The sequence below is a fragment of the Pseudomonas sp. JZ114 genome, from assembly GCF_051027705.1.
Taxonomy (GTDB): Bacteria; Pseudomonadota; Gammaproteobacteria; order Pseudomonadales; family Pseudomonadaceae; genus Chryseomonas; species Chryseomonas luteola.
In genome coordinates, this window is sequence record NZ_CP069256.1 from 685,223 (window position 1) to 712,158 (window position 26,936).

Here is a 26,936-nt window from a genome sequence, read left to right on the forward strand (position 1 = left end):
GGCAAAAATACAGGCAGGGAGCTGCGTTGCCGCTCCAACAAGCTTTATGGAACAATGCAAGTCTATTGACTTTCCAGGGGTGTCAGCCGTGATCGATTCTGATGGTTTTCGCCCGAATGTCGGCATCATCCTCGCGAATGACGCTGGCCAAGTGCTGTGGGCTCGGCGCATCAACCAGGACGCCTGGCAGTTTCCACAGGGAGGTATCGATGATCGTGAAACGCCGGAAGAAGCGCTTTATCGCGAATTGAACGAAGAAGTGGGGCTGAGTCCGGATGATGTCCGGATTTTGGCCTGTACGCGGGGTTGGTTGCGTTATCGCTTGCCCCAACGCATGGTGCGTACGCATAGTAGGCCCCTGTGCATCGGTCAAAAGCAGAAATGGTTTCTGCTCCGGCTGATGTCTGAGGATCAGAGGGTACGCATGGATGTGACAGGCAAGCCGGAGTTCGACGGTTGGCGCTGGGTCAGCTACTGGTACCCATTAGGGCAGGTGGTGACGTTCAAGCGGGAAGTGTATCGTCGAGCCCTCAAGGAGTTGGCCCCGCGCCTGCTCGCCTGATCGATATGTTAAGCCTGTACCATACGTGTACGTATGGAAGACGGAAGAGGCACCGTTTGCATTGCCTCACCGGCCCGCCCGGTTATGCCGGGCCTGCCGTGGACGGAGGAAATGCTGTGGCCATGCTGGATGAACGATTTGTGACGTTGAATGGCAATACGCTGTCAGATAGGCGTTGCTGTCCACCTTCATCGATCGTGGCTATCAGGTCGGTGGCCGGAACTCAATTTGCTCGCGCCTCGAAATCCTTTACCAGGATGTCGTCCAACGTCACCAGAGCCCAGGGCTTCTAGCATGCTGAATACGCTGCGTAAGGTCGTTCAAGAAGTAAACGGCGCCAAGGATCTCAAAACAGCGTTATCGATCATCGTTCAGCGCGTTCGGGCGGCCATGGGCACTCAGGTGTGCTCGGTCTATCTGCTGGACCCTGAAACCAATCGATTTGTTCTCATGTCGACCGAGGGCCTGAACAAGCGCTCCATCGGGCGAGTCAGCATGGCGCCCAATGAAGGCCTGGTCGGCCTGGTCGGCACGCGCGAAGAGCCGCTCAACCTTGAAGATGCCTCCAGTCATCCGCGCTTCCGCTATTTCGCCGAAACGGGCGAGGAGCGCTATGCCTCTTTCCTGGGGGCGCCAATCATTCACCATCGTCGTGTGATGGGTGTTCTGGTTGTTCAGCAAAAGGAGCGGCGCCAGTTCGACGAAGGTGAAGAAGCCTTCCTTGTGACCATGAGCGCCCAATTGGCCGGCGTTATCGCACATGCTGAAGCCACGGGTACCATTCGTGGACTCGGACGGCAGGGCAAGGGTATCCAGGAGGCTCGTTTCGTAGGTATTCCCGGTGCTCCCGGTGTTGGTGTGGGTACGGCTGTAGTCGTGCTGCCTCCAGCTGATCTGGAAGTCGTTCCTGACAAGACCGTTACGGACATCGAGGCAGAGCTGGCCCTGTTCCAGCATGCGCTGGAGTCTGTACGTGAAGATATGCGCCAGCTGTCAGAGCGTCTGTCGACCCAGCTTCGCAAGGAAGAGCGCGCCCTGTTCGACGTCTATCTTATGATGCTCGACGACGCGGCATTGGGTAACGAGGTTACTCAGATCATCAAGAGAGGCCAGTGGGCACAGGGTGCACTGCGTCAGGTTGTGACCGAGCATGTTCGTCGTTTCGAGATGATGGACGATGCCTATCTGAGCGAGCGTGCCGCTGATGTAAAGGACCTTGGCCGTCGATTGCTGGCTTATCTGCAGCAGGCACGGCAACAATGTCTGGTCTATCCCGACCAGACCATCCTGGTCAGTGAGGAGCTGTCACCCGCCATGCTGGGCGAGGTGCCTGAAGGCAAGCTGGCCGGCATGATTTCCGTGCTCGGCTCTGGCAACTCCCACGTTGCCATCCTGGCACGCGCGATGGGTATTCCCACCGTCATGGGCGCGGTAGACCTGCCTTATTCAAAAGTCGATGGTATTTCGTTGATTGTCGACGGCTATCACGGCGAAGTCTTTACCAACCCTTCACCTCAGCTGCTCAAGCAGTACAGCGCTGTGGTCGAGGAGGAGCGTCAGCTGACCCAGGGGCTGGAAGCCCTGCGCAGCCTGCCGTGCGAAACCCTGGATGGCCATCGTATGCCGCTCTGGGTGAACACGGGGCTGCTGGCCGATGTTGCCCGGGCGCAGCAGCGTGGCGCGGAAGGGGTGGGGCTGTATCGGACTGAGGTCCCGTTCATGATCAACGACCGCTTCCCCAGTGAGAAGGAGCAGCTGTCCATCTACCGGGAGCAACTGGCGGCGTTCCATCCCCAGCCGGTCACCATGCGCATGCTGGATATCGGCGGAGATAAATCCCTGTCCTATTTCCCCATCAAGGAAGACAACCCCTTCCTGGGATGGCGCGGGATTCGTGTCACGCTGGACCATCCGGAAATCTTCCTGGTACAGGCGCGAGCCATGCTCAAGGCCAGTGAAGGTCTGGATAACCTGCGAATCATGCTACCCATGATCTCGGGGGTACACGAGCTGGACGAGGCTCAGCATCTCCTGCATCGCGCCTGGTGCGAGGTGCGTGATGAAGGGGTCAATATTCCCATGCCGCCTGTCGGTGTGATGGTAGAGGTGCCTTCGGCGGTCTATCAGGCCCGGGATCTGGCCCGTGAGGTGGACTTTATCTCGGTGGGCTCCAACGATCTGACCCAGTATCTGCTGGCGGTAGATCGTAATAACCCACGCGTGGCTGACCTGTATGACTACTTCCATCCAGCCGTGCTGCAAGCACTCAAGAGCGTGGTGGAGGATGCTCATGCGGAAAACGTTCCGGTGAGTATCTGTGGCGAGATGGCAGGCGATCCGGCCGCAGCGGTATTGCTCATGGCCATGGGATACGACTCCCTTTCCATGAATGCAACCAACCTCCCCAAGGTGAAGTGGTTGCTGCGTCAGATGAGCCTGTCCAAGGCAAAGGAGCTCCTGGATCAGCTGCTCAAGATTGACAATCCGCAAGTGGTGCACAGTGCGCTGCATCTAGCCCTGCGTAACCTGGGGCTAGGGCGCGTCATCAACCCGGCTTCCACCGTCCAGAGCTGACAGCACGCCGGACTACAGCGTCCGGCGGCTTTCTCCAAGCGACTTGCCGTAGGCTCCAAAGCGACGTTCCGTAATGACGGTCTGTCCGTCTACCTGTTGCCGCAGCACAGTGCTGGCCCGTGTGCCGTAGTGTTCGCTGGAGATGAAAACGCTGGACAAGAGCATTTCCAGTTCATGGCTGATGCCGGTATGCGGAAGCGTTACGGGATCAGGTCGCCAGGTGTCGGCCAACAGTGCAAATAAAGCCTCGTCCGAAGGGGTTTCCAGGGCCTGTTCGAGACTTGCTCTGGCTCTGAGCAACTTGGGCCATGGCGTGTTCAAATCGGCATTGGATACGCCGTAAACGCCCGGCGGCAGTCGATGCGGTTTTCGGCTGCGAGCATTCAAATGCCATAACGACTGGCGATCGCCTAGAAGCAGGTTGAACCCTGTATATTCATCGCTACGTTGAGCCACTTCATGTACATACTCTTCGGCCGAGATATCACGTTCCAGAAAGCGTACAGGCAGTTCGCCCCGTGAGCGGTCGGATACCGGCTGACCAGAATCCCTGATATTAGTCACGGTGGCAAAGCGACCATCCCTTCCTACCGCGAGCCAGGTCCCACCTGCGGTCAGGTCTCTTCCTCCAATAATGTCTGGTTGATCGTCCCATGTATCCAACGGAGCGCTGGGGCGTGCATAAAACTCGTCACGGTTGGCGGCCAGGATAAGTGACTCGTTATCTTCAGGGCGCCACGCAAAGACAATCAGACACATCAGTTGGGCTCCGTAAGGCCTTGATCATTGAGGGTTCGCTCGTTTGCGTTGGCCGATTGGGCTACCATTGCCGTTTTGTTCGGCAGGATTCGATATGGAATTCGTGCTCTATCTGATTCTTGGCGCATGTGCAGGCGTTCTGGCGGGTCTGTTCGGCGTCGGGGGCGGATTGATCATCGTACCGGTTCTGGTGTTCAGCTTCACTGCCCATGGAATGGATACCGATGTGCTGACGCATCTGGCCGTCGGTACTTCACTGGCAACAATCGTCTTTACGTCAATCAATTCCATTCTGGCGCATCATCGCCAGAAAGCGGTCCAGTGGCCACTCGTGGTGTGGATGACGGTTGGCATCATCCTGGGCAGCTTTGTCGGCGGGGTTACGGCATCTTATATTCAGGGGCCAATTCTGCAGAAAATAATCGGTACCTTTGCCATCCTCGTGTCGCTACAGATGGTGCTTGACCTTCGTCCCAAAAGCGGCAGACCGTTACCGGGCAAGCCGGTTCTGACACTCGCCGGTGTGGTCATTGGCTGGGCGTCTGCCATCTTCGGCATCGGAGGCGGCTCGCTGACTGTGCCTTTCCTGACCTGGCGAGGCGTCAGTATGCAAAGGGCGGTGGCAACCTCATCTGCGTGTGGGTTGCCGATCGCGCTCTCCGGAGCCCTTTCGTTCATGGTGGTGGGCTGGAGTGAGCCTGGCTTGCCTGAGTGGAGTCTGGGATATGTCTACCTGCCGGCCCTGGTAGGTATTGCGCTGACCAGCATGTTCTTTGCCCGTTTTGGTGCGCGTTTGGCGCACACGCTTTCTCCACGGCTGCTCAAGCGGCTATTTGCGTTGTTGTTGTTCAGTGTAGGGCTCAGCTTTCTGGTCTGAGAACCCTTTTATCAAGGAGTCGTAATGCTGCCTTATCCACAGATCGACCCGGTAGCGGTCGCGATCGGTCCACTCAAGATTCACTGGTACGGTCTGATGTACCTCATTGGTATTGGCGGGGCTTGGCTGCTGGCCTCACGTCGCTTGAACCGATTCGATCCCACCTGGAACAAAGACAAACTTTCGGATCTGGTCTTCTGGGTGGCGTGCGGCGTCATCATCGGGGGACGGTTGGGGTATGTCCTTTTCTATAACCTGGATGAGTACCTTGCCAATCCCACGCTGATCTTTGAGGTCTGGAAGGGCGGCATGGCCTTTCATGGCGGCCTGCTGGGCGTAATTCTGGCGGTGTGGTGGTTTGGTCGCCGCAACAACAAGAGCTTTTTCGAGCTGATGGATTTCATCGCCCCGCTGGTTCCAATCGGCCTGGGCGCCGGGCGGATTGGTAACTTCATCAATGCCGAACTGTGGGGCAAGCCGAGCGATGTGCCGTGGGCAATGATTTTTCCGCCCTTCAGCGATCCGGCCCAGTTGCCGCGCCATCCTTCCCAGCTCTATCAGTTTGCGCTGGAAGGCGTCGCCTTGTTCGTTATTCTCTGGTTCTTCTCACGCAAGCCACGTCCAACAATGGCGGTATCAGGGCTTTTCGTCCTGTGTTATGGCATTTTCCGTTTCCTGGTGGAATTCGTCCGTATGCCGGATGCGCAGCTGGGTTATCTGGCCTGGGGCTGGCTCACAATGGGGCAGGTCTTGTGCGTACCGATGATTCTGGGTGGGGCCTTCCTGATGGTTCTGGCCTATCGGCATCAGGGAAAGACCAGAACTCTGACGGAATGACCTGATCTTCAGGTGAAAGGTCACTGACAAGTCGAGAGGTGGTGCTTATAGTTAATGGTTAATCGCCTCTCACTTAAAGGACAGAAGTATGAGCCCGTTCCGCGCATTGGCCACCACGTTGGCCTTCTCCATGGCTTTATGGAGTGCTGCCGCACCGGCACTAGCCGATTCGGGTTATGAGACGGAAACCGTTAACAATGCCAGTGGCGATCCGAACTACCAAGCGAATGCACCAAAAGCCTTTTCGATGATCGGTGATCTGCTGATTGCCCGGCCGCTTTTGATTGCTGCCACTGCTATTGGCGCGGGTGCCTTTGTGGTCAGTCTGCCGTTTACCGCTGCAGGCGGTAATGTAGGCGAGGCAGGCAGGGCCTTGGTCGTCGAGCCGGGTAAGGCTGCTTTTGTTCGTTGCCTGGGCTGCACCCGCACAGGATATGGCCAGTCGGACTGAATCCATAAAAAAAGCCGGTCAATTGACCGGCTTTTTTTATTGGGCCTGTAAATACACTGATAGTGTCGCGCTGCCAACAGCCAGGATCAGGCCTGACCGCTAATTTTCAGATACTTTTCGTGCAGTTTTTCCTTGCTCTCGACGTTTTCCGGGTCGAGTGGGATGCAATCCACCGGGCAAACCTGCTGACACTGCGGCTCGTCGTAATGGCCTACACACTCGGTACAGAGGTTCGGGTCGATCACATAAATCTCTTCGCCCTGAGAGATGGCACCATTAGGGCACTCAGGCTCACATACATCGCAATTGATGCAGTCTTCAGTAATCTTGAGGGACATGAATTGCTCCCGCCGCTCACGGATGACGGCGATACAGAAAAGGTAAACGCGAATTGTGCCTTATCGGCGCGCGTGGTGCACGTCTGCGCCGATATATGTGCCCTAACGGCAAAATTTCAAGGGGCTGGCTTGAAACGTTCGGCCAGCGCTTCCTTGACAAGCGGGTGCACGAACTTGGTGACGTCGCCACCCAGTGCTGCAATTTCACGTACCAGCGTCGAAGAGATGTAGGAGTAATTTTCCGACGGAGTAAGAAACATGCTTTCTGCGTCAGGCGCCAGCACACGGTTCATGTTGGCCAACTGAAACTCGAATTCGAAATCCGAAACAGCACGCAATCCTCGCAGGAGGATCGTGGCTTTCTGCTCCTTGACGAGATTGGCCAGCAGGCAAGAAAAGCCAATGACCTCGACATTAGGCAGGTGTGCCGTAACCGCTCGAGCCAACTCTACCCGCCTTTCCAGCGGAAACAGCGGATTCTTCTTCGGACTGGCCGCTACGGCGACGACGACATGCTCAAACAAACGTGAGGCGCGTTCGACGAGATCACCATGACCCCTGGTGATCGGGTCGAAGGTTCCCGGGTACAGCACTCGATTCATCGCGGCGTCCTTACGGTCCGTGGGGGCTTGGATGGTAGCTCAGCCAGATCAGATGTCCAAGTCGAAAGGTGGATAAGCGGCCTGGTATTCATCAAAGGTGAGCTTTAAGCGTTGAGGAGTGTAGAAAAAATTGTCGAAAAACGCAGCCTTCTCGGGTTGCCTGTTTTCATCTGACGCGGATAGCGTTCGCTGATCGGCTATAGCCGCCACGTCTATGTCAGTCTCTCCTGCTGCCACAAGAGCCACTGCGGTATGCGGCGCTCCAGGTAGTAATCAGGGTTTCGCCATGTACCTGCGACAAAGCCTACATGCCCTCCATGAGCATGGCGCTCGAAGCATATCGTATTGGATAGCTCTCCTGGTGTTGGCAGGCTTTCACGTCCAATGAAAGGATCATCTTCCGCTTGAATCATAAGGGTCGGTATTCGGACGTCTTTCAGGTAATAACGGCTTGATGCCTGCTGGTAGTAATCGTGAGCATCCTTGAATCCGTGGAGCGGGGCGGTGATGCGTCCGTCAAAATCCCAAAAGCTCTTCATGTCCTCCAGGCTACCCAAGGCATCCAGCGAGGCTACATGGTCGTGTTGCTGGCGCTGCTGCAAAGCCTCTCGCTTGCGCTTTACATAGCTCACCAGCTCTCGCATGAAGTGCGCCTGATACACACGGGAAAACCCAATGGCGATACGGTCTGCGCAAAGGTCGAGCCGGAAAGGAACCGACACGGAGGCAGCCGCCTGGAGTGGGCAATTCAAGCCTGCTTCGCCCAGGTACTTGAGCAGCACGTTACCGCCAAGCGAGTAGCCAACAGCATAGAGCGGTGCCAAAGGGCGCTTGGCCTGAAGGTGGGCGATAACAGCGGCAAGGTCTTCGGTGACGCCTGAGTGGTAGCCCCGCGGTAACAGGTTCGGCTCGCCTGAGCACCCTCGCCAGTTCAATCCAACGCTGGCCCAGCCATGCTCGGCAAGTGCCAGTTGCAAACCCAGAATATAGTGTGACGAAGAGCTGCCTGTCAGTCCGTGGATAGCCAGTACCAGCGGCGCATAAGGATCTTCCGGTCCGTACCAGTCAAGGTCGAGAAAGTCACCGTCGTCCAGCCAGATACGCTCGCGTGGGCGCGTTATCAGGGGAAGACGACGCCAGAGTGATCCCCATAAAGTCTGCAGGTGAGGACCTGGCAGCCACCAAGCGGGCCGGAAAGCATCTGCCTGAGCTGATAGGTCCTCCACGATAGGGTGCATGGGCATCCCGTTACGCGGTTCGATGCCAGAGCGCGTAATGTACGCTTCCCGCCTTCTTTTCCCTGTGCAGGTGCCAGTTGGCGGGCATGGGAAGCGATGAGGGCTGACTTTCGCTTTCAGTGTAAATCCATGCATCCCTGGCCAGCCAGCCTTGCTCCTCGAGCAGTTGGCAGGCGGGCTCCAGCAGACCTTTCTGGAAGGGAGGGTCAAGGAACACTACGTCAAAAGGCGTGGCCTCATTGTGCTGAAGGTAGTGCAGGGCATCGTTCTGTACGACCTGAGCATTGGTGCATCCGAGTGACGCCAGATGACCGCGCAGCGAGCCTACCGCTGCAGGGTTCAAGTCCAGCCCTAGCGCCTGACTGGCACCCCGGGACAGCGCTTCAAGCAATAGCGCACCACTGCCCAGGAACGGATCCAGTACCCGTGCACCGGGCACATGGGGCATCAGCCAGTTGAACAGCGTCTCCCGGACCCGATCAGGCGTAGGTCTGAGCCCTGGTGCTTCTGGAAAGCTGAAGCGTCGGCTGCGCCAGTCGCCTCCAATGATACGCAGCTGGCTGCTGCCTTTACTCTGCGCCATGCTCAATGCTCCGGTACGCTGGGAGGCGGTGTATTGCCGCGCTCAACCGGCGCTGGCAAAGGTTGCTGGGCAACGGTTGGGCCTGCCGTCACGATGACAAAGCCATCAGGATTCAAATGCCGGGCCATGGCTTCGCGCACCTGATCCGTAGTCACGGCTTGCGTCTGCTTCATGAAGGTGTCCAGAAAGTCGAGTGGCAGGTCGTAGAAACCAATCATGCCGAGCTGGGCGACGATCGCACTGTTACTGGCGGTCGAGAGCGGGAAGCTGCCTGATATTTCACGCTTGGCATCATCCAGCTCCTTCTGTGTCGGCCCTTCCTTGAGGTATTGGCGGACGATGTTTTGCACAAGCCCCAATGTGTTCTGGCTCATCTCGGCTCGGGTTTGCAGGCCGATCGTGAAGGGGCCCGCGACCTGCATCGGCGTAAAGCCGGAATAAACACCATAGGTCAATCCGCGCTTTTCGCGGACTTCTGTCATCAGACGAGTGCCGAACCCGCCCCCACCCAGGATCTGGTTGCCCAGATATAGCGCGGCGTAATCAGGGTCCCGGCGGTCGATACCCTGCTCGGCCAGCATGAGGTGCGTCTGCTGTGAGGGAAACTCGATATGCGTAACGCCCGGTTTAGGTGGTTGCGGCTTGGCTACCGACGGCAGGGCAGGGCCCTTGGGTAGAGCGCGGGATACCTTGGCGGCAATGGCTTCGGCCTGGGGGCGGGTCAGATTACCTGTCAACGCGATGACCACATTGCCTGCTGTATACGCACGCTGATGAAAGGTGCGTAGCTGAGCAGGTGTGATCGACCTCAGCGATTCAGCCGTACCCATGCTGGGGTGCGCATAGGGGTGACTGCCGTAGAGCTGTTTCATCAGCGCATCACCTGCCTGAGCGCCGGGGTCCTGTTTCTTGTATTCGATGCTGGTCAACAATTGATTTCGAATACGCTCCAGCGGGGCGGCAGGAAACGTAGGATGACCTACCACCTTGGTGAAGAGATCGAGCGCCGGGTCACTTTTAGTCGGGTCGGACAGGGTACGCAGCCCGGCAACGGCCATGTCGCGATAGGCACCGTTTGAGAAATTGGCACCCAGATTTTCGAAGCCAATGGCTATTGCGGTAGTGTCCATTCCTGCAATGCCTTCGTTGAGCATGCCATTGGTCATCGTGGCGATGCCTGGTGTGTTGCCGTCCTGGCTGCTACCGGCTGCAAATGTCAGGCGGAGGTCATACATGGGCAGCTCATTGGCTTCTACAAACATGACGCGCGCGCCTTCTGGAGTTCTCCAGCTTTGGATATCGAGCTTGCGGGTAACCGGAGCTGTCTTGCTCAGCGCCTGCAGTGATTCCAGTTTAGGATGGGCCGCTGCACTGTCCGCCACGGGGGAAGTGTTCTGGCAGCCGCCAAGCAGCGTCAGGCTGAGCAAGGTGCCCCATGCATAAGAAAAGCGGACGTTCATGGGCGAGCCTCCTGCTGTGTCTGGGTCTCGGGAATCACGTGGGCGACTGTCAGGCGATCGCGAGTGAAGTAAGTGCGTGCAACACGCTGTAGATCAGCCGGAGTGACAGATTGCAAATCTGCAAGCTCGTTATCCATCTCGTGCCAGGACACGCCGATGCTTTCCAATTGACCAATATTGCTGGCCTGGGCTGTAATTGAGTCGCGCTCATAGACAAGGCTGGCGATCACCTGCGCTCTGACGCGCTCAAGTTCGGCGGTGCTCGGTGGCGTTTGCTTGAGCGCATCCAGTTGCGCCCAAAGGCCGGCTTCGACATCTGCCAGGGTCTTGCCCTTTTGCAGGTTGGGCATGGCGCTGAGCATGAACAGACTGTCGCCGCGAGTGTAGGACTCGTATGAGGCCGAGGCGCCGGTAACCAGCTCCTGCTCACGCTCCAGTTGAGTGGAGAGACGGGCGCTGTAGCCACCATCGAGCAGCGCTGAGATCAGGCGCAAGGCATGCACATCCCGTTGATTCTCTGCACTGGCAAAACCGGGCACGTTGAATCCCATCATGAGGCTGGGGATTTGCGTACGAACGGGAAGGATCAGACGGCGTTCACCTGGTGCCTGGAGTTCAAGCGGGCGCTTGGCAGGTGGCAGGTCCCGCTTGGGAATCTGGCCAAAGTACTGTTGAGCCATCTGTCTTACGTCTTCCCCGGTCACATCGCCCACTACAACCAGAGTCGCATTGTTGGGCGCGTACCAGGATTGATACCAGTGCCGCAGATCGTCGATGTTCATGCGTTTAAGATCAGCAGGCCAGCCAATGGTTGGCGTGCGGTAGCCACTGGCAGGATAGGCCGCCGCGCTGAAACGCTCGTAGGCCAGTGCCATTGGCTGATCGTCAGTGCGCAGGCGACGCTCCTCCTTGATGACTTCTATCTCGCGGCTGAATTCATCGGCAGGTAGGCGTAAGGTGGCCATGCGATCGGCTTCGAGCTCAAGCGCCACAGGCAAACGATCCTTGGCCATCACCTGGTAATAGGCTGTGTAATCGTCCGTGGTGAAGGCATTCTCGGTTGCTCCGAGATCACGCAGAACCAGGGAGGCCTCTCCAGGACCCATCTTGCTGCTGCCCTTGAACATCATGTGTTCCAAGGCATGGGAAAGGCCGGTCGATCCGGGCGTCTCGTAGCTTGAGCCGATCTTGTACCAGAGTTGTGAAACCACGACAGGAGCACGATGATCTTCTCGAACAACCACTTTCAAACCATTGTCGAGTGTGTATTCGTGCGTGGGTTGGGTCTCGGCGGCCAGGACGGTAAGCGGCGCGCAGAGCAGGCTGAACAGCAGACCAGTAGTACGTCGAGAGAAGACTGTCATCAATCTATGAACTCATTCCAGGGCTTGCCGGTCTTTAGCGCCAGCAAGCGATGAGGTGCTAGGATACGCATCCCTTTTCATGCCGGCCACGCCTGGCAGCACATCTTTATGGATTTGCCACAGCGTGCCCGCCCCTTGAGATAGACCTTTGCATGTTTGGTTCCGACGATAAAAAGTCCCCTCCCGCAGGGGAAAAGAAAGGGTTCTTCAGTTGGTTTCGCAAGAAGCCGCAGGAGACAACCGAGGCTAAGCCAGAAACGGCTGTCGAGCCGGTAGTACACCCGGAGCCGGTCCCCGAGCCGGCTGACGCTATTCCTTCAACCCAGCTACCTCCTGCTGAGGAGACCGAGACGCCCGCACCGGTAGCCGAGCAGGATGAAAGCGTAGAAGCCTTTCAGCCGGAGCCGATTCAGGCGCAGCCGGTCGAGCCGCCACGCCAGCCTGAAACGGTGCAGCCTTCTTTGCAAGCGCCTGCAGTTGAGCCAGAGCCTGAGCCTGCTATGCCGGCGCCTGTTGAGCCTGTATTCATTGAGCCCGAGCGGCTGGACGAATCGAGGACGGCCGAGCTCCAACCAGTTGCTGAGCCTGAGCCTGAGCCTGAGCCAGTAGCCGAGCCTGTCGTGTCGGTTGTAGAGCCAGAGCCAGAGTTAGAAGCAGAACCGGAGTCCGAACCGGAGCTGGCACCACAGCCCGCGGCACCGACAAAACTGGGCTTTTTCGCTCGCCTCAAGCAAGGGCTGAGCAAGACCAGCGCCAGCATTGGCGAAGGGATGGCCAGCCTGTTCCTGGGCAAGAAAGCCATCGACGATGATTTGCTCGATGAGCTGGAGACCCGGCTATTGATGGCTGATGTGGGGGTCGAGGCGACTACCACCATCATGAAGAACCTTACCCAGCGGGTTGCACGTAAACAGCTTGCGGACAGTGAGGCGCTTTATCAGGCATTGCAGGAAGAGTTAACTGGCTTGTTGACACCTGTCGAGCTGCCGTTGGCCATCGATAAGTCCACACAGCCATTCGTTATCCTGGTCGTTGGCGTGAACGGTGTGGGTAAAACCACCACCATTGGCAAACTGGCCAAAAAACTCCAGCTTGAGGGCAAGAAGGTCATGCTGGCTGCTGGCGATACATTCCGTGCCGCAGCGGTCGAGCAGTTGCAGGTCTGGGGGGAGCGTAACCGCATTCCCGTCATCGCACAGCACACCGGCGCTGACTCTGCCTCGGTTATCTATGATGCCGTGCAGGCTGCGAAGGCGCGTGGCATCGATGTTCTGATTGCCGATACGGCCGGTCGTCTGCACACCAAGGACAACCTGATGGAAGAGCTGCGCAAGGTGCGCCGCGTCATTGGCAAGCTGGACGAATCCGCCCCGCATGAGACTTTATTGGTGCTGGATGCAGGTACCGGCCAGAACGCCATGAATCAGGCCAAGCAATTCCATGCTGCCGTTCCGCTCTCCGGCCTTGCGCTGACCAAGCTCGACGGTACTGCCAAGGGTGGCGTCATTTTCGCGCTGGCCAAGCAGATGAGCCTGCCTATCCGTTACATCGGTGTAGGTGAAGGCATTGACGATCTGCGTGAGTTCGAAGCCAAGCCCTTCGTTCGAGCGTTGTTCGCTGAGCGGGAGACGACATGATTCATTTCGATCGGGTCAGTAAACGTTACCCGAACGGGCATATCGGTTTGCATGAGTTATCGTTCCGTGCGGAGCGCGGGGAGATCCTGTTCATTACCGGTCACTCCGGTGCCGGCAAGAGCACCCTGATGCGCCTGATCCTGGCGATGGAGCGACCCACCAGTGGCAAGCTTTCGCTGGCTGGACAGGATATTTCGCGGATCAGCAATGCGCAGATTCCATTCCTGCGTCGTCAGATCGGTGTGGTGTTTCAGAACCACCAGCTCCTGTTCGACCGTACCGTGTTCGACAATGTAGCCTTGCCTCTACAGATCCTGGGGTTGTCCAAGGCCGAGATTGCCAAACGTGTGACCATGGCGCTGGAGCGGGTCAGTCTGAAGGACAAGCTCGAAGACTATCCGTCGGACCTGTCTACCGGTCAGCAACAGCGCGTCGGGATCGCGCGGGCTGTCGTACACCGACCAGCCTTGCTGCTGGCGGATGAGCCAACCGGTAACCTCGATCCGCGGCTTGCCTCCGAAATCATGGGTGTGTTCGAGGACATCAACAGCCTTGGCACCACTGTACTGATTGCCAGCCACGACCATGCCCTGATCGCACGCCTGCGTCATCGTATGCTGACGCTGCAGCGTGGCCGTCTGATCGGGGATGAGGAGAGTCCTACATGAGTGCCAAGGAACTTCCACGCGGCGACGTACAGGGTGAAAAACCGGAAAAGCCCAAACGTCGCAAGACAGCCAAGCCGAAGCAGGATTGGCGCAGCCCGTTACATGCCTATTTCGAAGCGCATCTTATTGGCTTGCGTGACAGTCTGTGGCGGATGGGCCGACAGCCGATCGGAAGCTTTCTGACCTGCCTGGTTATGGGAATTGCCCTTGCGCTGCCGATGGGTGTATCGCTGCTGCTGAACAATGTGGAGCGGCTCGGCGGCTCATGGCAGCGCGCGGCCCAAATTTCTGTCTTTCTTGACCTTAATCTGGACGAAGCTCAAGGCAAGCAATTACAGGAACAGATTGCAGCGCTACCTGATGTCAGTGAGGTGCACTGGATCGGACGTGACGAGGCTCTGCAAGAGCTTCAACAGCAGGCTGGTCTGGGCGAAGCCTTGAAGGAACTGCCAGAAAATCCGTTGCCTTCGGTGATCTCCGTGACGCCGCAGGAGATTGATAAAGGTCGGCTGGACATGCTGCGCAGTCGTCTGGCTGAGCTATCTGGCGTACAGCAGGTACAGCTCGATATGCAATGGGTCGAGCGACTGACCGCCATTCTGAAGCTGGGTGAGCGGTTCGTGTTTGGGCTTACAATCGTTCTGATCGTAGCCCTGCTACTCGTCATCGGGAATACAATTCGTCTGGCCATCGAAAACCGCAGGACCGAAATCGAGGTCATAAAGTTGGTAGGCGGTACTGACGGTTATGTGCGGCGACCTTTCCTGTACATGGGCGCCATGTATGGGATAGGCGCCGGTATTGCAGCCTGGGCACTACTGGCTTTTGGCTTGAACTGGCTTAACGAGGCTGTCATCGAGCTGGCCGGTCTTTACGGCAGCGATTTTGCGCTGGCCAGCGTGTCCATGGATGAAGGCATCCAGTTACTTATTGGTGCAATACTGCTGGGTTACATTGGCGCCTGGCTGGCGGTGGCTCGCCATCTGAGAGAGTTGGCGCCCCGATAAGGGCGCCGATTCATGAATCAAACAACTGTCTCAAATTATGATGTAAAGCTATCGATTTGATTGATAGTGACTATTTAAGTGATTGATTTTAAAGGCTATAGGTTCTTTTTTGGGGAACTGTTAGTCTTGTTTTCTGTCTGATTCTTCAGTGATACACTGCCCTGTGCATAAGTGAATCGGAGGATTCGCATGACCAATTCTCTGCAACCTGTTCCAACATTGGTTCCTGGCGCTAGCCTGGAGGCCTATGTCAACTCTGTGAACAGCATTCCCATGCTGACGCCGGAGCGGGAGCGCGAACTGGCCGAACGCCTCTTCTATAACCAGGATTTAGAGGCGGCACGGCAAATGGTGCTCGCGCACCTGCGTTTTGTCGTACATATTGCCAAAAGTTATTCGGGCTATGGTTTGGCCCAGTCAGATCTGATCCAGGAAGGTAACGTCGGCCTGATGAAGGCTGTAAAGCGTTTCAACCCTGAAATGGGTGTCCGTCTCGTATCGTTTGCCGTCCACTGGATCAAGGCTGAGATACACGAGTTCATCCTGCGTAACTGGCGCATCGTGAAAGTGGCTACTACCAAGGCCCAGCGCAAGTTGTTCTTCAACCTGCGTAGCCAAAAGAAGCGTCTTGCCTGGCTGAACAATGACGAGGTTCAGGCGGTTGCCAGCACGCTGGGCGTCGAGCCGCGTGAAGTACGCGAAATGGAAAGTCGTCTGACGGGCCAGGATATGGCTTTTGATCCGGCTTCCGATGCAGACGACGATACGGCGTTCCAATCGCCCGCGCAGTATCTTGAAGACAATCGCTACGATCCGGCTCGTCAGCTGGAGGAGTCCGACTGGAGCGATAACTCTTCGGCCAATCTGCATGAGGCGTTGGAAGGCCTGGATGAGCGTAGCCGTGACATTCTCTACCAGCGCTGGCTGGCTGAAGACAAGGCTACACTGCACGAGTTGGCTGCCAAGTACAACGTATCGGCTGAGCGTATTCGTCAGCTCGAGAAAAATGCAATGAACAAGCTCAAGGGCAAGATCGCTGCCTAAGGGTTGATTCAAAAGCGAACCCCGCCTCAAGCGGGGTTTTTTATTGCCCGGAAATAACGAACCCCTTGTATAAGGTTAGGTTCTAAATGCTGCTGAGGGAGATGGGGACTGCTATGAAATCATTTTTACTGATGCTTTTTACATCGGTTCTTCTCGCCGGTTGTGGCAGTCATGACGATTTTGAAGGCAAGTGGAAAAGTCTCAATGCAGGTCAGGTCAAGTTGCAAATCGCGCCGGAGGAAGTCGCATGGCGTGTGACGGTCACGGGCGATGCGCTTTCCCCACAAACCTATGGTGCCACCCTGGTCGATGAGGGGCTGCGTGTCGATATGCCGCCTACTTCTGAAGTCTGGACCATAGATGACAACGGGCATTTGAAAGGGCTCGGTCAGGAGTTCATCAGAGAGTGAGGATGGTGTCAGCCCTCCGGTCCAGGTTAGGAGTCAGGATGAAGTTTCGCGTGTTCGTAGTGATGCTGAGCTGCTTGTGGCTGATCAGCTGCAGCAAGATCAATCAGGAAAATTACAATCGGCTCAAGGCTGGCCAAACCAAGGCCGAGGTCGAAGAGCTATTGGGCAAGCCTACAGAGTGTTCCGGTGCGTTGGGGTTATCAAGCTGCACATGGGGTGATCAGTCTTCCGCGTTCATCAGCGTGCAGTATGTCAACGACAAGGTTGTCATGTATGCAGGACAGGGGTTGCGATGAAAACATCTACCAAGCTTTTACTACTGGCTGGCGCGGCAGGATTGTTGGTCGCCTGTGCCAGTTCGACCAAGACACCACCGCCTGAAACCGTCGGTTCGCTTGATCTGAAGCGCTATCAGGGGACATGGTATGAGCAGGCGCGCCTGCCCATGTTTTTCCAGCGCAGCTGCGTTCAGTCCGAGGCGCATTACCATCTGCGTGACGATGGGAATGTTGCGGTGCTCAATCGCTGTCTGACGAACTCTGGCGATTGGGATCAGGCGACCGGTGTTGCCTCGCCAATGAAGCCTGGTGTAACGGACCGACTGGAAGTGCGCTTCGATACTTGGTTCAGCGGCGTATTTCCCAATATAGCCAAGGGCCCTTATTGGGTCTTTTATATTGACCCTGAATACCATAATGCCGTGGTAGGGAGCCCTGATCGCAAGTATCTCTGGTTCCTATCTCGCTCAGCCGAGATCACCCAGCAGCAGCGCGATACCTTTCTTGGCATCGCTAAAGCCAAAGGATTTGATACATCCAGGCTGGTCTGGCGAGGCCAGCCATCCAACTAAAGGGGGCAAGCATGGCCGATTCGGAGTTTCGCCTGTGGACCGATGCGTTCGCTGATAATGGTTTGATGTCAAAGCGCCAGGAATTTGATGTTGAGGCCTTTGGCGTATCGGGTGAAAATATTTCACCAGCGCTCATGTGGGAGAATCCTCCGCCGGGAACCAAGAGTTTCGCCTTGACGGTGTACGATCCCGACGCTCCAACCGGCAGCGGGTTCTGGCACTGGGTTGTGGTGAACATACCTGCCGATGTCACAAACTTGCCGGAAGGCGCAGGCTACGCGGATGGAAGCCTGCTGCCAAAAGGCGCTCTACAGCTGCGCAATGACTATGGAACCGTTGGATTTGGTGGGGCCGCGCCGCCAAAAGGCGATAAAGCGCACCGGTATATCTTTCAAATCCACGCGCTGGCAGTCGAAAGCCTGCCTGTGCCGGCAGAGGCTACCAATGCAGTAGCACGGTTCATGACGCATCTGAACCAGATCGCCTCCGCAACTTATACCGGTCTGTATGAGTTGAAATAAAGCGTATCGGCCATTGCACAAAGCGATGGCCGATCGTTATGTACGTCTTATGACGCGGCGAGTAGGGGCTCAGCCTCTTTGCTGGTCAGGCATCTGACGCCCTTGGTCTTCATTTCTTCAATAAAGCATTCCGCCAGATGTTCGAAGCCGGGTACTGCATGCGAGCAGTCGGTGAGCAGCACGAGGCGGTGAAGATTGGTCTCGCCCAAGTGATCCGCGATATCTCTTATGGTTCCTGCGACGCAGTGAGAGAGGGCTTCGCCGGCGATCAGTACAGTCTGAGCCTGTTCCAGTTGATTCAACAGATGGATATTGGATCGTGTACCTGGATCGTCAGGATCTGGCACTTCAGCGGCAATAGCGGAGTAATGCTCTGTGTTGGGATTGCTGCCCTTCGGAATGTAATGGACCGTCTTCAAGCGCGTCCTGCCCCATTCATTGAGTGCTTTGAGCAGGGGCGTATAGACATTATGCCCCCAGCTTCCGATCAGGCAATGCTCCGGCCATATGGTCAACTGATATCGCCCACGCTCGGCCAGAGCTTTCACATATTCAAGGCTATAGCTCTGCTTTTCCGACACGCAGGCTGTCCAGCGGCCCTGCTCGATATCATCCACAGAAATAACCGTGAACGGAGGAGGGGAGTGCCCTTCGGCATCCTGCCACCAGGACGGATGCGCTATGTGCAAGGGTTGGTGAGAATCCAGCGTGACATGAATGGCGTCCAGCCTGTGTCCCCACATGTGGATTAAGCTGGCAACCTTTCGGAGATCGGCACTTGCCTCTGGGACGGGAAGCGCAGCATCCGCAATATCACAAAAGTCATTTTGTGGATCGATAATCAGCAGGTGTACAGAGTCGGCTGAAGACATGGAAACGTTCCGATCAGAGAATGAGTGTGTCTCGTACGTGAGTGTACACGTGGGGTATAACAATCATTTACTGCCAATCCGCTCGCGCCAGCTTCCAGTCGTCGCCTTCTTTCCACCACTCCAGCCTTACACTGTAGTGGCGGGCCGCATCAGGCAGAAGGCCTTCAGCCCCTGTCATGCCTACCTCGGCATCCGTATAGCCTTTGTTCTGGTAAGTGGCATCGATCTGACTGTGTTTGCGGAAGGTAACGATATGGATATTGCGATATTTTAGAAACATACCTGCCATGGTTTGGCGGGCCCACGCACGATCGTTCTGTTGCTGGGCCAGAAACTGTGGGTGCAGTTGCTCATATACCGCTCCGGTTTTCTTGGCTTCCAGGCTGGCTTGCAATTGATCAGCTGCCTTGTCGAGTGCTTGCTGAGGATCGCTTTTGCAGCCCACGATAAATAACGGAAGTGAAGAAATGAGCAGACAGGTGGTCAAACGCATCACGAGAATTCCTTTTCCTGGTTAGGTTAGCGCTATGATGGCTATAGCACGGACAAACACGACGATGCTTTATCGCCACTGACAAGCCCGAAGGGGAGTAACATGCACAGCCTCTATCCGGAAATCAAGCCATACGCCCGCCACACACTTGCTGTAGATGATCCTCATGTCCTTTATCTGGACGAAAGCGGTTCACCGGATGGCCTACCTGTGCTGTTCATTCATGGAGGACCCGGTGCAGGCTGCGACGCGTTGAGCCGGCGGTTCTTTGATCCAGGTCTTTACCGGATTGTCACATTCGATCAGCGTGGGTGCGGGCGCTCAACCCCTTATGCCAGTCTGGAGCGCAATACAACCTGGGACCTGGTTGCTGACATGGAACGTATCCGTGAGCATCTGGGAATTGAAAAATGGGTACTTTTTGGCGGCTCTTGGGGATCGACTCTGGCGCTGGCCTATGCGCAGACGCACCCGGATCGTGTACATGCCCTGATCCTTCGAGGCATCTTTCTATGTCGGCCTGAGGACTTCCACTGGTTCTATCAGGATGGGGCGAGCCGTCTGTTCCCCGACTACTGGCAAGACTATCTCGCACCGATTCCTGAACAGGAGCGAGGCAACCTGATGCAGGCCTATTACAAGCGGCTCAGTTGCCCTGATGAAATTGCCCAGATGGGCGCTGCCAGAGCCTGGTCCTGTTGGGAGGGGCGTACGGCGACGCTTCGACCAAATCCTGATGTGGTCGAGCGATTTTCAGAGCACGCATTGTCCATTGCGCGCATAGAGTGCCACTACTTTGTCAACAATGCGTTTCTTGAGCCCAACCAATTGATCAGGGATATGCCCAAGATCGCCCATATTCCCGGTGTCATCGTTCATGGACGATATGACGTGGTCTGTCCGCTGGATAATGCCTGGGCCTTGCACAAGGCCTGGTCTAATAGTGAGTTGCAAATCGTGCGCGACGCAGGTCATGCCGGTGGCGAACCGGGCATCTGTGATGCCTTGGTACGTGCAACCGATGCCATGGCACGACAGTTGCTCGATGTTCCCCCGGAGGCTGAATGAAAGTCCTTATACAGCGCGTCACGCAGGCGCGTGTAGAGGTAGACGGTGAGATAGTCGGTGAGATCAACCAGGGGCTTCTGGCCTTGGTGGGCATAGAACCGACGGACAATGAAGTAACTTGCGAAAAAATGCTGCACAAAGTTCTTAATTACCGGGTTTTTTCGGACGCGGAAGGGCGAATGAATCGCTCGCTTACGGATGCAGGAGGTGGGTTGCTACTGGTTTCGCAGTTTACGCTGGTGGCGGATACGCAAAGTGGTTTGCGTCCAAGCTTCTCGACCGCAGCGCCGCCTGCACAGGGCGCGGCGGTGTTCTCGCATCTGGTAGGACTTGCGCGTTACCGCCACGCCCATGTGGCAACAGGTCGTTTTGGGGCCGATATGCAAGTTTCACTGACCAATGATGGTCCGGTAACATTTTTATTATCTATTTGAGCAACAGACTCTTACAGGTTTTCTGGAAGTGTCTATGATTGCGCAGTTTGGAACGACCGACACGCTTTGTGCGGAATCATTCGCGATCTTGTCAGTCCGACGACTGCTTATCCGTGAATGGCCATGCGTCGTTCAACGATTCGTACGCTGATTAAGGGGGCTGCGTTGTATTTGAATACTAATTCCAAGCCAGGTAAGGCTAAGGCTATCGTGCTGAGTTTTACGGCCATCATGGCAATGTTTGGGGCCAAGGCCTGGGCGTTTAGCCTCGATGACGTATCAGTGCAGGCCAAAAGCCTTGCCGAACAAAAATTCGCTGCGCCCAAGAGCAATCTGCCTGCCGTTCTCCGTGACATGAAGTTCGCTGATTACCAGCAGATCCGTTTCCGCCAGGACAAGGCGCTCTGGTCTGGAGAGAAAACGCCGTTCCAGCTGAACCTCTATCATCAGGGCATGCATTTCGACGTGCCAGTGAAGATCAATGAAGTCACGGCAACGGGTGTCAACGAGGTCAAGTACGATCCATCCTATTTCGATTTCGGCAATCTGCAGCTGGATCAGGCTGCCCTCAAGGATTTGGGATTTGCCGGTTTCCGCATAACCTATCCGCTGAACAAGCCCGACAAGCAGGATGAGTTTGTGACCATGTTGGGCGCCAGCTATTTCCGTGTAGTAGGCAAGGATCAGGTGTATGGCCTGTCTGCGCGTGGCCTGGCGATCGATACCGCCCTGCCGTCCGGCGAAGAATTCCCTCGCTTCCGTGAGTTCTGGGTCGAGCACCCACAGCCGGACCGCCGTAACCTGGTGATTTACGCCTTGCTGGATTCTCCCCGTGCTACGGGTGCCTACAAGATGGTCGTTACCCCTGGTAGCGACAGCACAGTTGATGTGCAGGCGCGCGTTTACCTGCGCGATAATGTAGGCAAGCTGGGCATTGCGCCACTCACCAGCATGTACCTGTTCGGACCCAATCAGCCAAGCCCGCAGGTCAACTATCGTCCAGCCCTGCACGATTCCAATGGCCTGGCCATTCATGCGGGTAATGACGAGTGGATCTGGCGTCCGCTGAATAATCCCAAGCGTCTTTCCATCAGCACCTATACAGTCGAAAACCCCAAGGGCTTCGGTCTTCTACAGCGCGGCCGTGAGTTCAGCCGTTACGAAGATCTGGATGATCGTTACGATCTGCGGCCAAGCGGTTGGGTTGAAACCAAGGGTGACTGGGGCAAAGGCAAAGTCGAGCTGGTCGAGATACCGACACCAGACGAAACCAACGACAACATCGTTGCCTTCTGGACACCAGACACCATACCTCAGGCCGGTGAGCCGATTGATCTGAGCTATCGTCTGCATTTCACCATGGACGAGCCTGCTCTGCACTCGCCTGATGTGGCCTGGGTTCAGCAAACTCGCCTCTCGACCGGCGACGTCAAGCAGCCCAATCTGGTTCGCCAGGCAGATGGAAGCACCGCCTTCATCATTGACTTTGAAGGCCCAGTTCTCAAGAACCTGCCGGAAAGTGCACAGGTGGCCTCGCAGGTCAGCCTTAACGACAATGGTGATCTGATTGAAAACAATGTTCGTTATAACCCTGTCACCAAAGGCTGGCGTTTGACGCTGCGTCTGAAGGTCAAGGACGCTACCAAGCCCGTAGAGATACGTGCTGCGTTGGCGGAAGGCGATAAGACGCTGACCGAAACCTGGAGCTATCAGTTGCCTGCCAATGAATAACCGTAAAGAAACAACACCCGTTCAGGACTACCTCGAGCGCTTGCCGCTCGGGGAGGCCGAGCGGCAGCAACTCGCGAGCGGTGTAGGCAGTACCGACGCTGAGGGCCTGGCTTCCCTGCATGGAAAGCTTGCGTCCACTGAGTCTGTTGGAAATGATCCTGCACTGAGTTCTGTAGAAGCACGCTTGAAAATGGGTTGGGGTGATGCCCTGTCCGAAGGTGACCTGCTTACCGTTGATACTCAGGGGCGGACCAATATCCGTACCATGCCTGCCATCACGCGGTCCCAGATGTTGCCGGAGCCATGGCGTACCAATCCCGTAGTACGTATATGGCATCGTCTGCTGGGTCGCAAACAGGAGGCTCGTCAGGTACCTGATGAGGAGGCGGACGCACACGCTCACTGGCGCAAAGTAGGGGCTTTCCGTCGTTTCATCCTGCTGGTTCTCATGCTCCTTCAGACAGGTATCGCTACCTGGTACATGAAAGCTGTTCTGCCCTATCAAGGGTGGTCACTGGTCGATCTTGGAGAGGTCTGGGATCAAGGGCTTCTGGAGTCTGCCAGGCAGGTGCTTCCCTATGTGTTGCAGACCAGTATCCTTCTGCTGTTTGCAACCTTGTTCTGCTGGGTTTCTGCCGGTTTTTGGACGGCCCTGATGGGCTTCTGGCAGCTACTGACCGGACGGGATAAGTACAGTATTTCCGCCAGTACTGTCGGGGACGAAGTGATTGCGCCTGAGGCGCGTACCGCCATTGTCATGCCGATCGCCAACGAAGACGTCGCTCGGGTGTTTGCCGGTTTGCGTGCGACCTATGAGTCTGTAGCGGCGACCGGGCAGCTTGAGCATTTCGACTTCTTTATCCTGAGTGACAGTAACAATCCGGACAAATGTGTTGCCGAGCAGAAGTCCTGGCTTGAGCTCTGCCATGCGGTAAAAGGTTACGGCAAGATTTTCTATCGCCGTCGTCGCCGCCGTGTGAAGCGCAAGAGCGGTAATATCGATGACTTCTGCCGCCGTTGGGGCAGCCAGTACCGCTATATGGTCGTGCTGGATGCTGATAGCGTCATGAGCGGTGAATGTCTCACGGGCCTTGTGCGCCTGATGGAAGCTAATCCGCGAGCAGGTATCATCCAGTCCGCACCCAAAGCTTCAGGTATGGATACGCTTTATGCGCGTCTCCAGCAGTTTGCTACCCGGGTGTACGGGCCGCTCTTCACGGCGGGCCTGCATTTCTGGCAGCTGGGTGAATCCCACTATTGGGGACATAACGCAATCATTCGCGTGAAGCCGTTCATCGAGCATTGCGCATTGGCGCCTCTACCCGGTAAAGGCTCGTTTGCAGGTGCCATCCTTTCCCACGACTTCGTTGAGGCTGCATTGATGCGTCGTGCAGGGTGGGGAGTCTGGATTGCATACGACATGCCCGGTAGCTACGAAGAGCTTCCGCCTAACCTGCTGGATGAGCTCAAGCGTGACCGCCGTTGGTGCCATGGCAACCTGATGAATTTCCGGCTGTTCCTGGTAAAGGGTATGCACCCGGTACACCGGGCCGTGTTCCTGACCGGTGTGATGTCTTATTTGTCGGCACCGCTCTGGTTCCTGTTCCTGGTGCTATCCACTGCACTTCTAGCCGTACACAAGCTCATGGAGCCGCAGTACTTCCTGCAGCCAAGGCAGTTGTTCCCAGTCTGGCCACAGTGGCATCCCGAGCAGGCAATTGCCTTGTTCTCGACCACGTTGATTCTGTTGTTCCTGCCAAAGCTGCTCAGCGTCATCCTGATCTGGGCCAAGGGGGCAAAAGAATTCGGCGGCGGTTTCAAGTTGCTGTGTTCGATGCTCTTGGAAATGCTGTTCTCGGTTCTGCTGGCGCCTGTACGCATGCTGTTCCATACGGTATTCGTGACTGCCGCCTTCCTGGGCTGGTCAGTGCAATGGAATTCGCCTCAGCGTGACGATGATGCCACGCCTTGGAGCGAGGCCTTCAAGCGTCATGGCTCACAAATGCTGCTAGGTATTATCTGGACGGCCGGTGTAGCCTGGTTGGACCCACGTTTCCTCTGGTGGCTATCGCCTATTGTGGTGTCACTGATGCTTTCCGCTCCGGTGTCAGTCATCTCAAGCCGTACCAATTACGGCATGGCGGCGCGTCGTTCCAGCTTCTTCCTGATTCCGGAAGAATACAATCCGCCTCGTGAGCTGGTGGCGACCGACGAGTACTTGCAGCAGAATAACCAAACCGTTCTTCGTCATGGTTTCCTGCAGGCCGTAGTCGATCCGCTGATTAACGCACTGGCATGTGGAATGGCCAAGGCAAGACATGCCAAGGTTGTGCCTCAGGCCGAAGCACTACGTCAGCAGCGCCTGGAAAAAGTACTAGCAGACGGTCCCGAGAAGCACTCGGATGCACAGTGGGCTATCTTGAGCGATCCTGTTGGAATGTCGCGTCTGCATCTGCAGGTGTGGCAATCAGGTGAAGCACGTGATCGTTGGGTGGAGGCGTACAGACGCATTCTGCCCGCACCTGCATCTGCCGAAACAAGTGCGCTTCCTGACGCAGACAGTGCTTCACTTGCAGTGAATCCTGCTCGCTAAGGTTGAGAAGGCATATGAAAAGCCCCAGTCAGAATATGGCTGGGGCTTTTTTATTGGCGACAGATGTTAGAACAGGCGGGCCAGGAGCGCTGTAACGGCTGTTTCTACACGCAGGATACGTTCACCCAGTTGAACAGGGTCAAGCCCTGCCTCTTGCAGCATATCCACCTCATAAGGGATCCAGCCGCCTTCCGGGCCGATTGCCAGCGTTACGGGGCCTTTTACTTCACGAGGGCAGGGTGGGTAATAGCCAGGATGGCCAGTCAGCCCAATCGTCCCTTTCGCCAATGATGGAAGACGATCCTCGACAAAGGGCTTGAACCGTTTCTCTATGATGACTTCAGGTAAAACGGTATCTCGTGCTTGCTCCAAGCCAAGAATCAGCTGCTCTCGAATAGCGGAGGGGGCAAGAAAGGGGGTTTGCCAGAAGCTCTTTTCAACCCGATAGCTGTTGATGAGAACCAACCGGGCTACACCCATCGAAGAGATGCCTTGCAATACTCGACGCAGCATCTTGGGTCGCGGCAGCGCCAAAATGAGTGTTATGGGCAGTTTAGGCGGGGCAGGTTGGTGCAGCTGAAGTTTGATGCGTGCTGAATCAGGCGTGAGGTCAAGAATTTCGCCTTCGCCCATCAAACCATTCAACATGCCGACCCTCAGTGAATCACCACGCTCAGCTTGGTGAATGTCTTTCAGGTGGGCAAAGCGCCGGTCTTTAAGGAGGACTTCATTGTCTCCGACGAAGTCCTCCTGTTCTAGCAGCAGCAGATTCACGAATGAGTCGCTGGTGGCTGATCCTCGTGCGAGGTCTTTTCTTCGTGTGGCTCACGTTTTCGAACGAAGCGTCCAAACAGGAGGCCAATTTCAAACAGGAGCCACATGGGAATCGCCAGCATGGTCTGGGAAAGCACATCCGGTGGCGTCAGGATCATGCCTACTACGAAGCATCCGATAATGACGTACGGACGTACCTTCTTGAGGTAGGCCACATCGACGATACCGATCCAGATCAGCAGAACGGTTGCGACAGGGATTTCAAAGGCAGCGCCAAATGCAAAGAATAGCGTCAGTATGAAATCCAAGTAGCTGTTCAGGTCCGGCATCATCATGGCGCCTTCCGGCGTGATGCTTGAGAAAAAGTGGAAAATCAGCGGGAAGACCAGGAAATAGGCAAACGCCATTCCAGCGTAAAACAGCAAAATACTTGAAATCAGCAAGGGAAGCGCGACGCGCTTTTCATGCTTGTAAAGACCTGGCGCAATGAATCCCCAGACCTGATAAAGGATGACGGGCATGGCCAGAAAAAGGGAAACAATAAGCGTCAACTTGAAGGGCGCAAGGAACGGCGACGTGACGTCTGTCGAGATCATCGTGGCGCCTTCGGGCAGAAACCTGCGGATAGGTTCCGACGCGAAAGCGTAGATCTTCTGGGCGAAGTAGAACAGACAGGCGAAAATCAGGAACGTCGCCAGCACACAGCGCAGCAAGCGTGACCGCAGTTCAGTCAGGTGAGAGACCAGAGGCATTTCCTGGTCTTCATATTCAGGTTTTTTTTCGCTCATGGGGCTCGCGGTGGAGAAGGCTGATCCTTTGACTCGCTGGCGGGCGGAGTCACGTTACTGGGCGGAGCCGATTTGACGACAGGTAAGTCATCCTTGACGACAGATGAGTCATCGCTAGGCGGCGTAGGTGTTTCAGCCGACGGTGCTGGATTACCTGTCTCCTGGCGGGTCTTGTCGCGTTGCTCCCAGGACAAGAGATTCTCAGTGTGAAGCTGGCGCCGTATTTCGTCGGCACCAATTTCACGTTCCACCTCTTGCCGTATGTTATTGAAGCTACGCTTGAGACGACCGATCCACAGGCCTGCAGTGCGTGCAGCGCCTGGCAGGCGCTCTGGGCCTAAAACCAGCAAGGCGACCAGGCTTATCAGGGCTAACTCACTGAAGCTGATGCCAAACATAAT

General features: G+C 56.2%; 29 protein-coding genes. 17 read left to right on the forward strand and 12 right to left on the reverse strand.

Annotated features, from left to right (window positions below; translation table 11 throughout):
- Window positions 1-88: 88 nt before the first annotated feature.
- Entirely contained in the window at window positions 89-562 is a 474-nt protein-coding gene (locus JQR90_RS03290) for an RNA pyrophosphohydrolase (RefSeq protein ID WP_010796984.1), read from the forward strand.
- A 294-nt stretch (window positions 563-856) separates the two neighbouring features.
- Window positions 857-3,136 carry a phosphoenolpyruvate--protein phosphotransferase gene (gene ptsP, locus JQR90_RS03295; protein ID WP_219650820.1) on the forward strand — a complete coding sequence of 760 codons (2,280 nt, stop codon included), beginning with the start codon at window positions 857-859 and terminating at the stop codon, window positions 3,134-3,136.
- A gap of 12 nt (window positions 3,137-3,148) precedes the next feature.
- Here the strand turns inward: ptsP and JQR90_RS03300 are convergent, their stop codons facing one another.
- Window positions 3,149-3,895, reverse strand: coding sequence for an NRDE family protein (locus JQR90_RS03300; RefSeq protein WP_434140439.1), 747 nt, complete (start codon window positions 3,893-3,895; stop codon window positions 3,149-3,151).
- A gap of 94 nt (window positions 3,896-3,989) precedes the next feature.
- On the opposite strand from JQR90_RS03300, the gene JQR90_RS03305 reads away from it, so the two are divergent.
- From JQR90_RS03305 to JQR90_RS03315, 3 genes are all read left to right on the forward strand, one after another.
- Window positions 3,990-4,772, forward strand: a complete 783-nt coding sequence (locus JQR90_RS03305) for a sulfite exporter TauE/SafE family protein (RefSeq protein WP_434140441.1) — start codon at window positions 3,990-3,992, stop codon at window positions 4,770-4,772.
- A 24-nt stretch (window positions 4,773-4,796) separates the two neighbouring features.
- Entirely contained in the window at window positions 4,797-5,609 is an 813-nt protein-coding gene (lgt, locus tag JQR90_RS03310) for a prolipoprotein diacylglyceryl transferase (RefSeq protein ID WP_010796988.1), read from the forward strand.
- A gap of 88 nt (window positions 5,610-5,697) precedes the next feature.
- Entirely contained in the window at window positions 5,698-6,060 is a 363-nt protein-coding gene (locus JQR90_RS03315; protein ID WP_010796989.1) for a hypothetical protein, read from the forward strand.
- Window positions 6,061-6,146: 86 nt separating this feature from the next.
- Here JQR90_RS03315 and JQR90_RS03320 read toward each other — a convergent pair whose 3' ends face one another.
- The 6 genes from JQR90_RS03320 to JQR90_RS03345 form a co-directional block, all read right to left on the reverse strand.
- Entirely contained in the window at window positions 6,147-6,398 is a 252-nt protein-coding gene (locus tag JQR90_RS03320) for a YfhL family 4Fe-4S dicluster ferredoxin (protein WP_010796990.1), read from the reverse strand.
- Window positions 6,399-6,514: 116 nt separating this feature from the next.
- Complete coding sequence (coaD, locus tag JQR90_RS03325) at window positions 6,515-7,000, reverse strand: pantetheine-phosphate adenylyltransferase (protein ID WP_010796991.1); 486 nt, start codon at window positions 6,998-7,000, stop codon at window positions 6,515-6,517.
- A 212-nt stretch (window positions 7,001-7,212) separates the two neighbouring features.
- The gene (locus JQR90_RS03330) at window positions 7,213-8,238 is read right to left on the reverse strand and encodes a hydrolase (RefSeq protein WP_010796992.1); all 1,026 of its coding nucleotides are present in this window, start codon (window positions 8,236-8,238) and stop codon (window positions 7,213-7,215) included.
- Between the two features lie 10 nt (window positions 8,239-8,248).
- Window positions 8,249-8,821 carry a 16S rRNA (guanine(966)-N(2))-methyltransferase RsmD gene (gene rsmD / locus JQR90_RS03335; protein ID WP_010796993.1) on the reverse strand — a complete coding sequence of 191 codons (573 nt, stop codon included), beginning with the start codon at window positions 8,819-8,821 and terminating at the stop codon, window positions 8,249-8,251.
- A 2-nt stretch (window positions 8,822-8,823) separates the two neighbouring features.
- A complete protein-coding gene (locus JQR90_RS03340) occupies window positions 8,824-10,281 on the reverse strand; it encodes a M16 family metallopeptidase (protein WP_010796994.1) in 1,458 nt (485 codons plus the stop codon).
- A complete protein-coding gene (locus JQR90_RS03345; RefSeq protein WP_010796995.1) occupies window positions 10,278-11,645 on the reverse strand; it encodes a M16 family metallopeptidase in 1,368 nt (455 codons plus the stop codon). The genes JQR90_RS03340 and JQR90_RS03345 overlap by 4 nt, the downstream gene beginning before the upstream one ends.
- 152 nt (window positions 11,646-11,797) lie before the next feature.
- Here JQR90_RS03345 and ftsY point away from each other — a divergent pair, with 152 nt between their 5' ends.
- The 8 genes from ftsY to JQR90_RS03385 all read left to right on the forward strand — a co-directional run bounded on the left by ftsY (window position 11,798) and on the right by JQR90_RS03385 (window position 17,782).
- A complete protein-coding gene (ftsY, locus tag JQR90_RS03350; RefSeq protein WP_434140445.1) occupies window positions 11,798-13,282 on the forward strand; it encodes a signal recognition particle-docking protein FtsY in 1,485 nt (494 codons plus the stop codon).
- Complete coding sequence (gene ftsE, locus JQR90_RS03355) at window positions 13,279-13,950, forward strand: cell division ATP-binding protein FtsE (RefSeq protein ID WP_010796997.1); 672 nt, start codon at window positions 13,279-13,281, stop codon at window positions 13,948-13,950. The genes ftsY and ftsE overlap by 4 nt, the downstream gene beginning before the upstream one ends.
- Window positions 13,947-14,957, forward strand: a complete 1,011-nt coding sequence (gene ftsX, locus JQR90_RS03360; RefSeq protein WP_010796998.1) for a permease-like cell division protein FtsX — start codon at window positions 13,947-13,949, stop codon at window positions 14,955-14,957. The genes ftsE and ftsX overlap by 4 nt, the downstream gene beginning before the upstream one ends.
- Before the next feature lie 189 nt (window positions 14,958-15,146).
- Complete coding sequence (gene rpoH, locus JQR90_RS03365) at window positions 15,147-16,001, forward strand: RNA polymerase sigma factor RpoH (RefSeq protein WP_010796999.1); 855 nt, start codon at window positions 15,147-15,149, stop codon at window positions 15,999-16,001.
- Window positions 16,002-16,114: 113 nt separating this feature from the next.
- Window positions 16,115-16,411, forward strand: coding sequence for a hypothetical protein (locus JQR90_RS03370; protein WP_019363964.1), 297 nt, complete (start codon window positions 16,115-16,117; stop codon window positions 16,409-16,411).
- A gap of 38 nt (window positions 16,412-16,449) precedes the next feature.
- Entirely contained in the window at window positions 16,450-16,707 is a 258-nt protein-coding gene (locus JQR90_RS03375) for a hypothetical protein (RefSeq protein WP_010797001.1), read from the forward strand.
- Window positions 16,704-17,261, forward strand: a complete 558-nt coding sequence (locus tag JQR90_RS03380) for a lipocalin family protein (protein ID WP_010797002.1) — start codon at window positions 16,704-16,706, stop codon at window positions 17,259-17,261. The genes JQR90_RS03375 and JQR90_RS03380 overlap by 4 nt, the downstream gene beginning before the upstream one ends.
- An 11-nt stretch (window positions 17,262-17,272) precedes the next feature.
- Window positions 17,273-17,782 (forward strand): YbhB/YbcL family Raf kinase inhibitor-like protein, encoded by a 510-nt coding sequence (locus JQR90_RS03385; protein WP_073449575.1) that lies wholly within the window; start codon window positions 17,273-17,275, stop codon window positions 17,780-17,782.
- Window positions 17,783-17,829: 47 nt separating this feature from the next.
- Here JQR90_RS03385 and JQR90_RS03390 read toward each other — a convergent pair whose 3' ends face one another.
- On the reverse strand, window positions 17,830-18,654 hold the full coding sequence (locus tag JQR90_RS03390; RefSeq protein WP_434140449.1) for a hypothetical protein: 825 nt from the start codon (window positions 18,652-18,654) through the stop codon (window positions 17,830-17,832).
- A 67-nt stretch (window positions 18,655-18,721) separates the two neighbouring features.
- The gene (locus JQR90_RS03395) at window positions 18,722-19,147 is read right to left on the reverse strand and encodes a hypothetical protein (RefSeq protein ID WP_010797005.1); all 426 of its coding nucleotides are present in this window, start codon (window positions 19,145-19,147) and stop codon (window positions 18,722-18,724) included.
- Window positions 19,148-19,249: 102 nt separating this feature from the next.
- Between JQR90_RS03395 and pip the strand changes: the two genes are divergently transcribed.
- From pip to mdoH, 4 genes are all read left to right on the forward strand, one after another.
- Window positions 19,250-20,215 carry a prolyl aminopeptidase gene (gene pip, locus JQR90_RS03400; protein ID WP_010797006.1) on the forward strand — a complete coding sequence of 322 codons (966 nt, stop codon included), beginning with the start codon at window positions 19,250-19,252 and terminating at the stop codon, window positions 20,213-20,215.
- Entirely contained in the window at window positions 20,212-20,649 is a 438-nt protein-coding gene (gene dtd, locus JQR90_RS03405) for a D-aminoacyl-tRNA deacylase (RefSeq protein ID WP_010797007.1), read from the forward strand. The genes pip and dtd overlap by 4 nt, the downstream gene beginning before the upstream one ends.
- A 231-nt stretch (window positions 20,650-20,880) precedes the next feature.
- On the forward strand, window positions 20,881-22,380 hold the full coding sequence (locus JQR90_RS03410) for a glucan biosynthesis protein G (protein ID WP_100217696.1): 1,500 nt from the start codon (window positions 20,881-20,883) through the stop codon (window positions 22,378-22,380).
- The gene (gene mdoH / locus JQR90_RS03415) at window positions 22,373-24,973 is read left to right on the forward strand and encodes a glucans biosynthesis glucosyltransferase MdoH (RefSeq protein WP_010797009.1); all 2,601 of its coding nucleotides are present in this window, start codon (window positions 22,373-22,375) and stop codon (window positions 24,971-24,973) included. The genes JQR90_RS03410 and mdoH overlap by 8 nt, the downstream gene beginning before the upstream one ends.
- Before the next feature lie 66 nt (window positions 24,974-25,039).
- On the opposite strand, the gene JQR90_RS03420 is transcribed toward mdoH, so the two are convergent.
- The 3 genes from JQR90_RS03420 to tatB are packed head-to-tail and all read right to left on the reverse strand — an operon-like array spanning window position 25,040 to window position 26,933.
- Window positions 25,040-25,747, reverse strand: coding sequence for a 16S rRNA (uracil(1498)-N(3))-methyltransferase (locus JQR90_RS03420; RefSeq protein WP_434140452.1), 708 nt, complete (start codon window positions 25,745-25,747; stop codon window positions 25,040-25,042).
- Window positions 25,744-26,535, reverse strand: coding sequence for a twin-arginine translocase subunit TatC (tatC, locus tag JQR90_RS03425; protein WP_010797011.1), 792 nt, complete (start codon window positions 26,533-26,535; stop codon window positions 25,744-25,746). The genes JQR90_RS03420 and tatC overlap by 4 nt, the downstream gene beginning before the upstream one ends.
- Window positions 26,532-26,933 (reverse strand): Sec-independent protein translocase protein TatB, encoded by a 402-nt coding sequence (tatB, locus tag JQR90_RS03430; RefSeq protein ID WP_010797012.1) that lies wholly within the window; start codon window positions 26,931-26,933, stop codon window positions 26,532-26,534. Before tatB ends, tatC begins: the two co-directional genes overlap by 4 nt.
- Between the last annotated feature and the right edge of the window lie 3 nt (window positions 26,934-26,936).

Bases quoted from the DNA above. Each gene is read 5' to 3' on its own strand.
- tatC (WP_010797011.1), bottom strand. From the start codon at position 26,535: ATGAGCGAAAAAAAACCTGAATATGAAGACCAGGAAATGCCTCTGGTC.
- JQR90_RS03305 (WP_434140441.1), top strand. From the start codon at position 3,990: ATGGAATTCGTGCTCTATCTGATTCTTGGCGCATGTGCAGGCGTTCTG.
- tatB (WP_010797012.1), bottom strand. From the start codon at position 26,933: ATGTTTGGCATCAGCTTCAGTGAGTTAGCCCTGATAAGCCTGGTCGCC.
- JQR90_RS03330 (WP_010796992.1), bottom strand. From the start codon at position 8,238: ATGCACCCTATCGTGGAGGACCTATCAGCTCAGGCAGATGCTTTCCGG.
- mdoH (WP_010797009.1), top strand. From the start codon at position 22,373: ATGAATAACCGTAAAGAAACAACACCCGTTCAGGACTACCTCGAGCGC.
- JQR90_RS03315 (WP_010796989.1), top strand. From the start codon at position 5,698: ATGAGCCCGTTCCGCGCATTGGCCACCACGTTGGCCTTCTCCATGGCT.
- rsmD (WP_010796993.1), bottom strand. From the start codon at position 8,821: ATGGCGCAGAGTAAAGGCAGCAGCCAGCTGCGTATCATTGGAGGCGAC.
- JQR90_RS03320 (WP_010796990.1), bottom strand. From the start codon at position 6,398: ATGTCCCTCAAGATTACTGAAGACTGCATCAATTGCGATGTATGTGAG.
- JQR90_RS03370 (WP_019363964.1), top strand. From the start codon at position 16,115: ATGAAATCATTTTTACTGATGCTTTTTACATCGGTTCTTCTCGCCGGT.
- ftsY (WP_434140445.1), top strand. From the start codon at position 11,798: ATGTTTGGTTCCGACGATAAAAAGTCCCCTCCCGCAGGGGAAAAGAAA.
- JQR90_RS03380 (WP_010797002.1), top strand. From the start codon at position 16,704: ATGAAAACATCTACCAAGCTTTTACTACTGGCTGGCGCGGCAGGATTG.
- ftsX (WP_010796998.1), top strand. From the start codon at position 13,947: ATGAGTGCCAAGGAACTTCCACGCGGCGACGTACAGGGTGAAAAACCG.
- rpoH (WP_010796999.1), top strand. From the start codon at position 15,147: ATGACCAATTCTCTGCAACCTGTTCCAACATTGGTTCCTGGCGCTAGC.
- JQR90_RS03390 (WP_434140449.1), bottom strand. From the start codon at position 18,654: ATGTCTTCAGCCGACTCTGTACACCTGCTGATTATCGATCCACAAAAT.
- JQR90_RS03375 (WP_010797001.1), top strand. From the start codon at position 16,450: ATGAAGTTTCGCGTGTTCGTAGTGATGCTGAGCTGCTTGTGGCTGATC.
- JQR90_RS03345 (WP_010796995.1), bottom strand. From the start codon at position 11,645: ATGACAGTCTTCTCTCGACGTACTACTGGTCTGCTGTTCAGCCTGCTC.
- JQR90_RS03410 (WP_100217696.1), top strand. From the start codon at position 20,881: ATGGCAATGTTTGGGGCCAAGGCCTGGGCGTTTAGCCTCGATGACGTA.
- JQR90_RS03395 (WP_010797005.1), bottom strand. From the start codon at position 19,147: ATGCGTTTGACCACCTGTCTGCTCATTTCTTCACTTCCGTTATTTATC.
- dtd (WP_010797007.1), top strand. From the start codon at position 20,212: ATGAAAGTCCTTATACAGCGCGTCACGCAGGCGCGTGTAGAGGTAGAC.
- JQR90_RS03385 (WP_073449575.1), top strand. From the start codon at position 17,273: ATGGCCGATTCGGAGTTTCGCCTGTGGACCGATGCGTTCGCTGATAAT.
- JQR90_RS03300 (WP_434140439.1), bottom strand. From the start codon at position 3,895: ATGTGTCTGATTGTCTTTGCGTGGCGCCCTGAAGATAACGAGTCACTT.
- lgt (WP_010796988.1), top strand. From the start codon at position 4,797: ATGCTGCCTTATCCACAGATCGACCCGGTAGCGGTCGCGATCGGTCCA.
- ftsE (WP_010796997.1), top strand. From the start codon at position 13,279: ATGATTCATTTCGATCGGGTCAGTAAACGTTACCCGAACGGGCATATC.
- JQR90_RS03340 (WP_010796994.1), bottom strand. From the start codon at position 10,281: ATGAACGTCCGCTTTTCTTATGCATGGGGCACCTTGCTCAGCCTGACG.
- ptsP (WP_219650820.1), top strand. From the start codon at position 857: ATGCTGAATACGCTGCGTAAGGTCGTTCAAGAAGTAAACGGCGCCAAG.
- coaD (WP_010796991.1), bottom strand. From the start codon at position 7,000: ATGAATCGAGTGCTGTACCCGGGAACCTTCGACCCGATCACCAGGGGT.
- pip (WP_010797006.1), top strand. From the start codon at position 19,250: ATGCACAGCCTCTATCCGGAAATCAAGCCATACGCCCGCCACACACTT.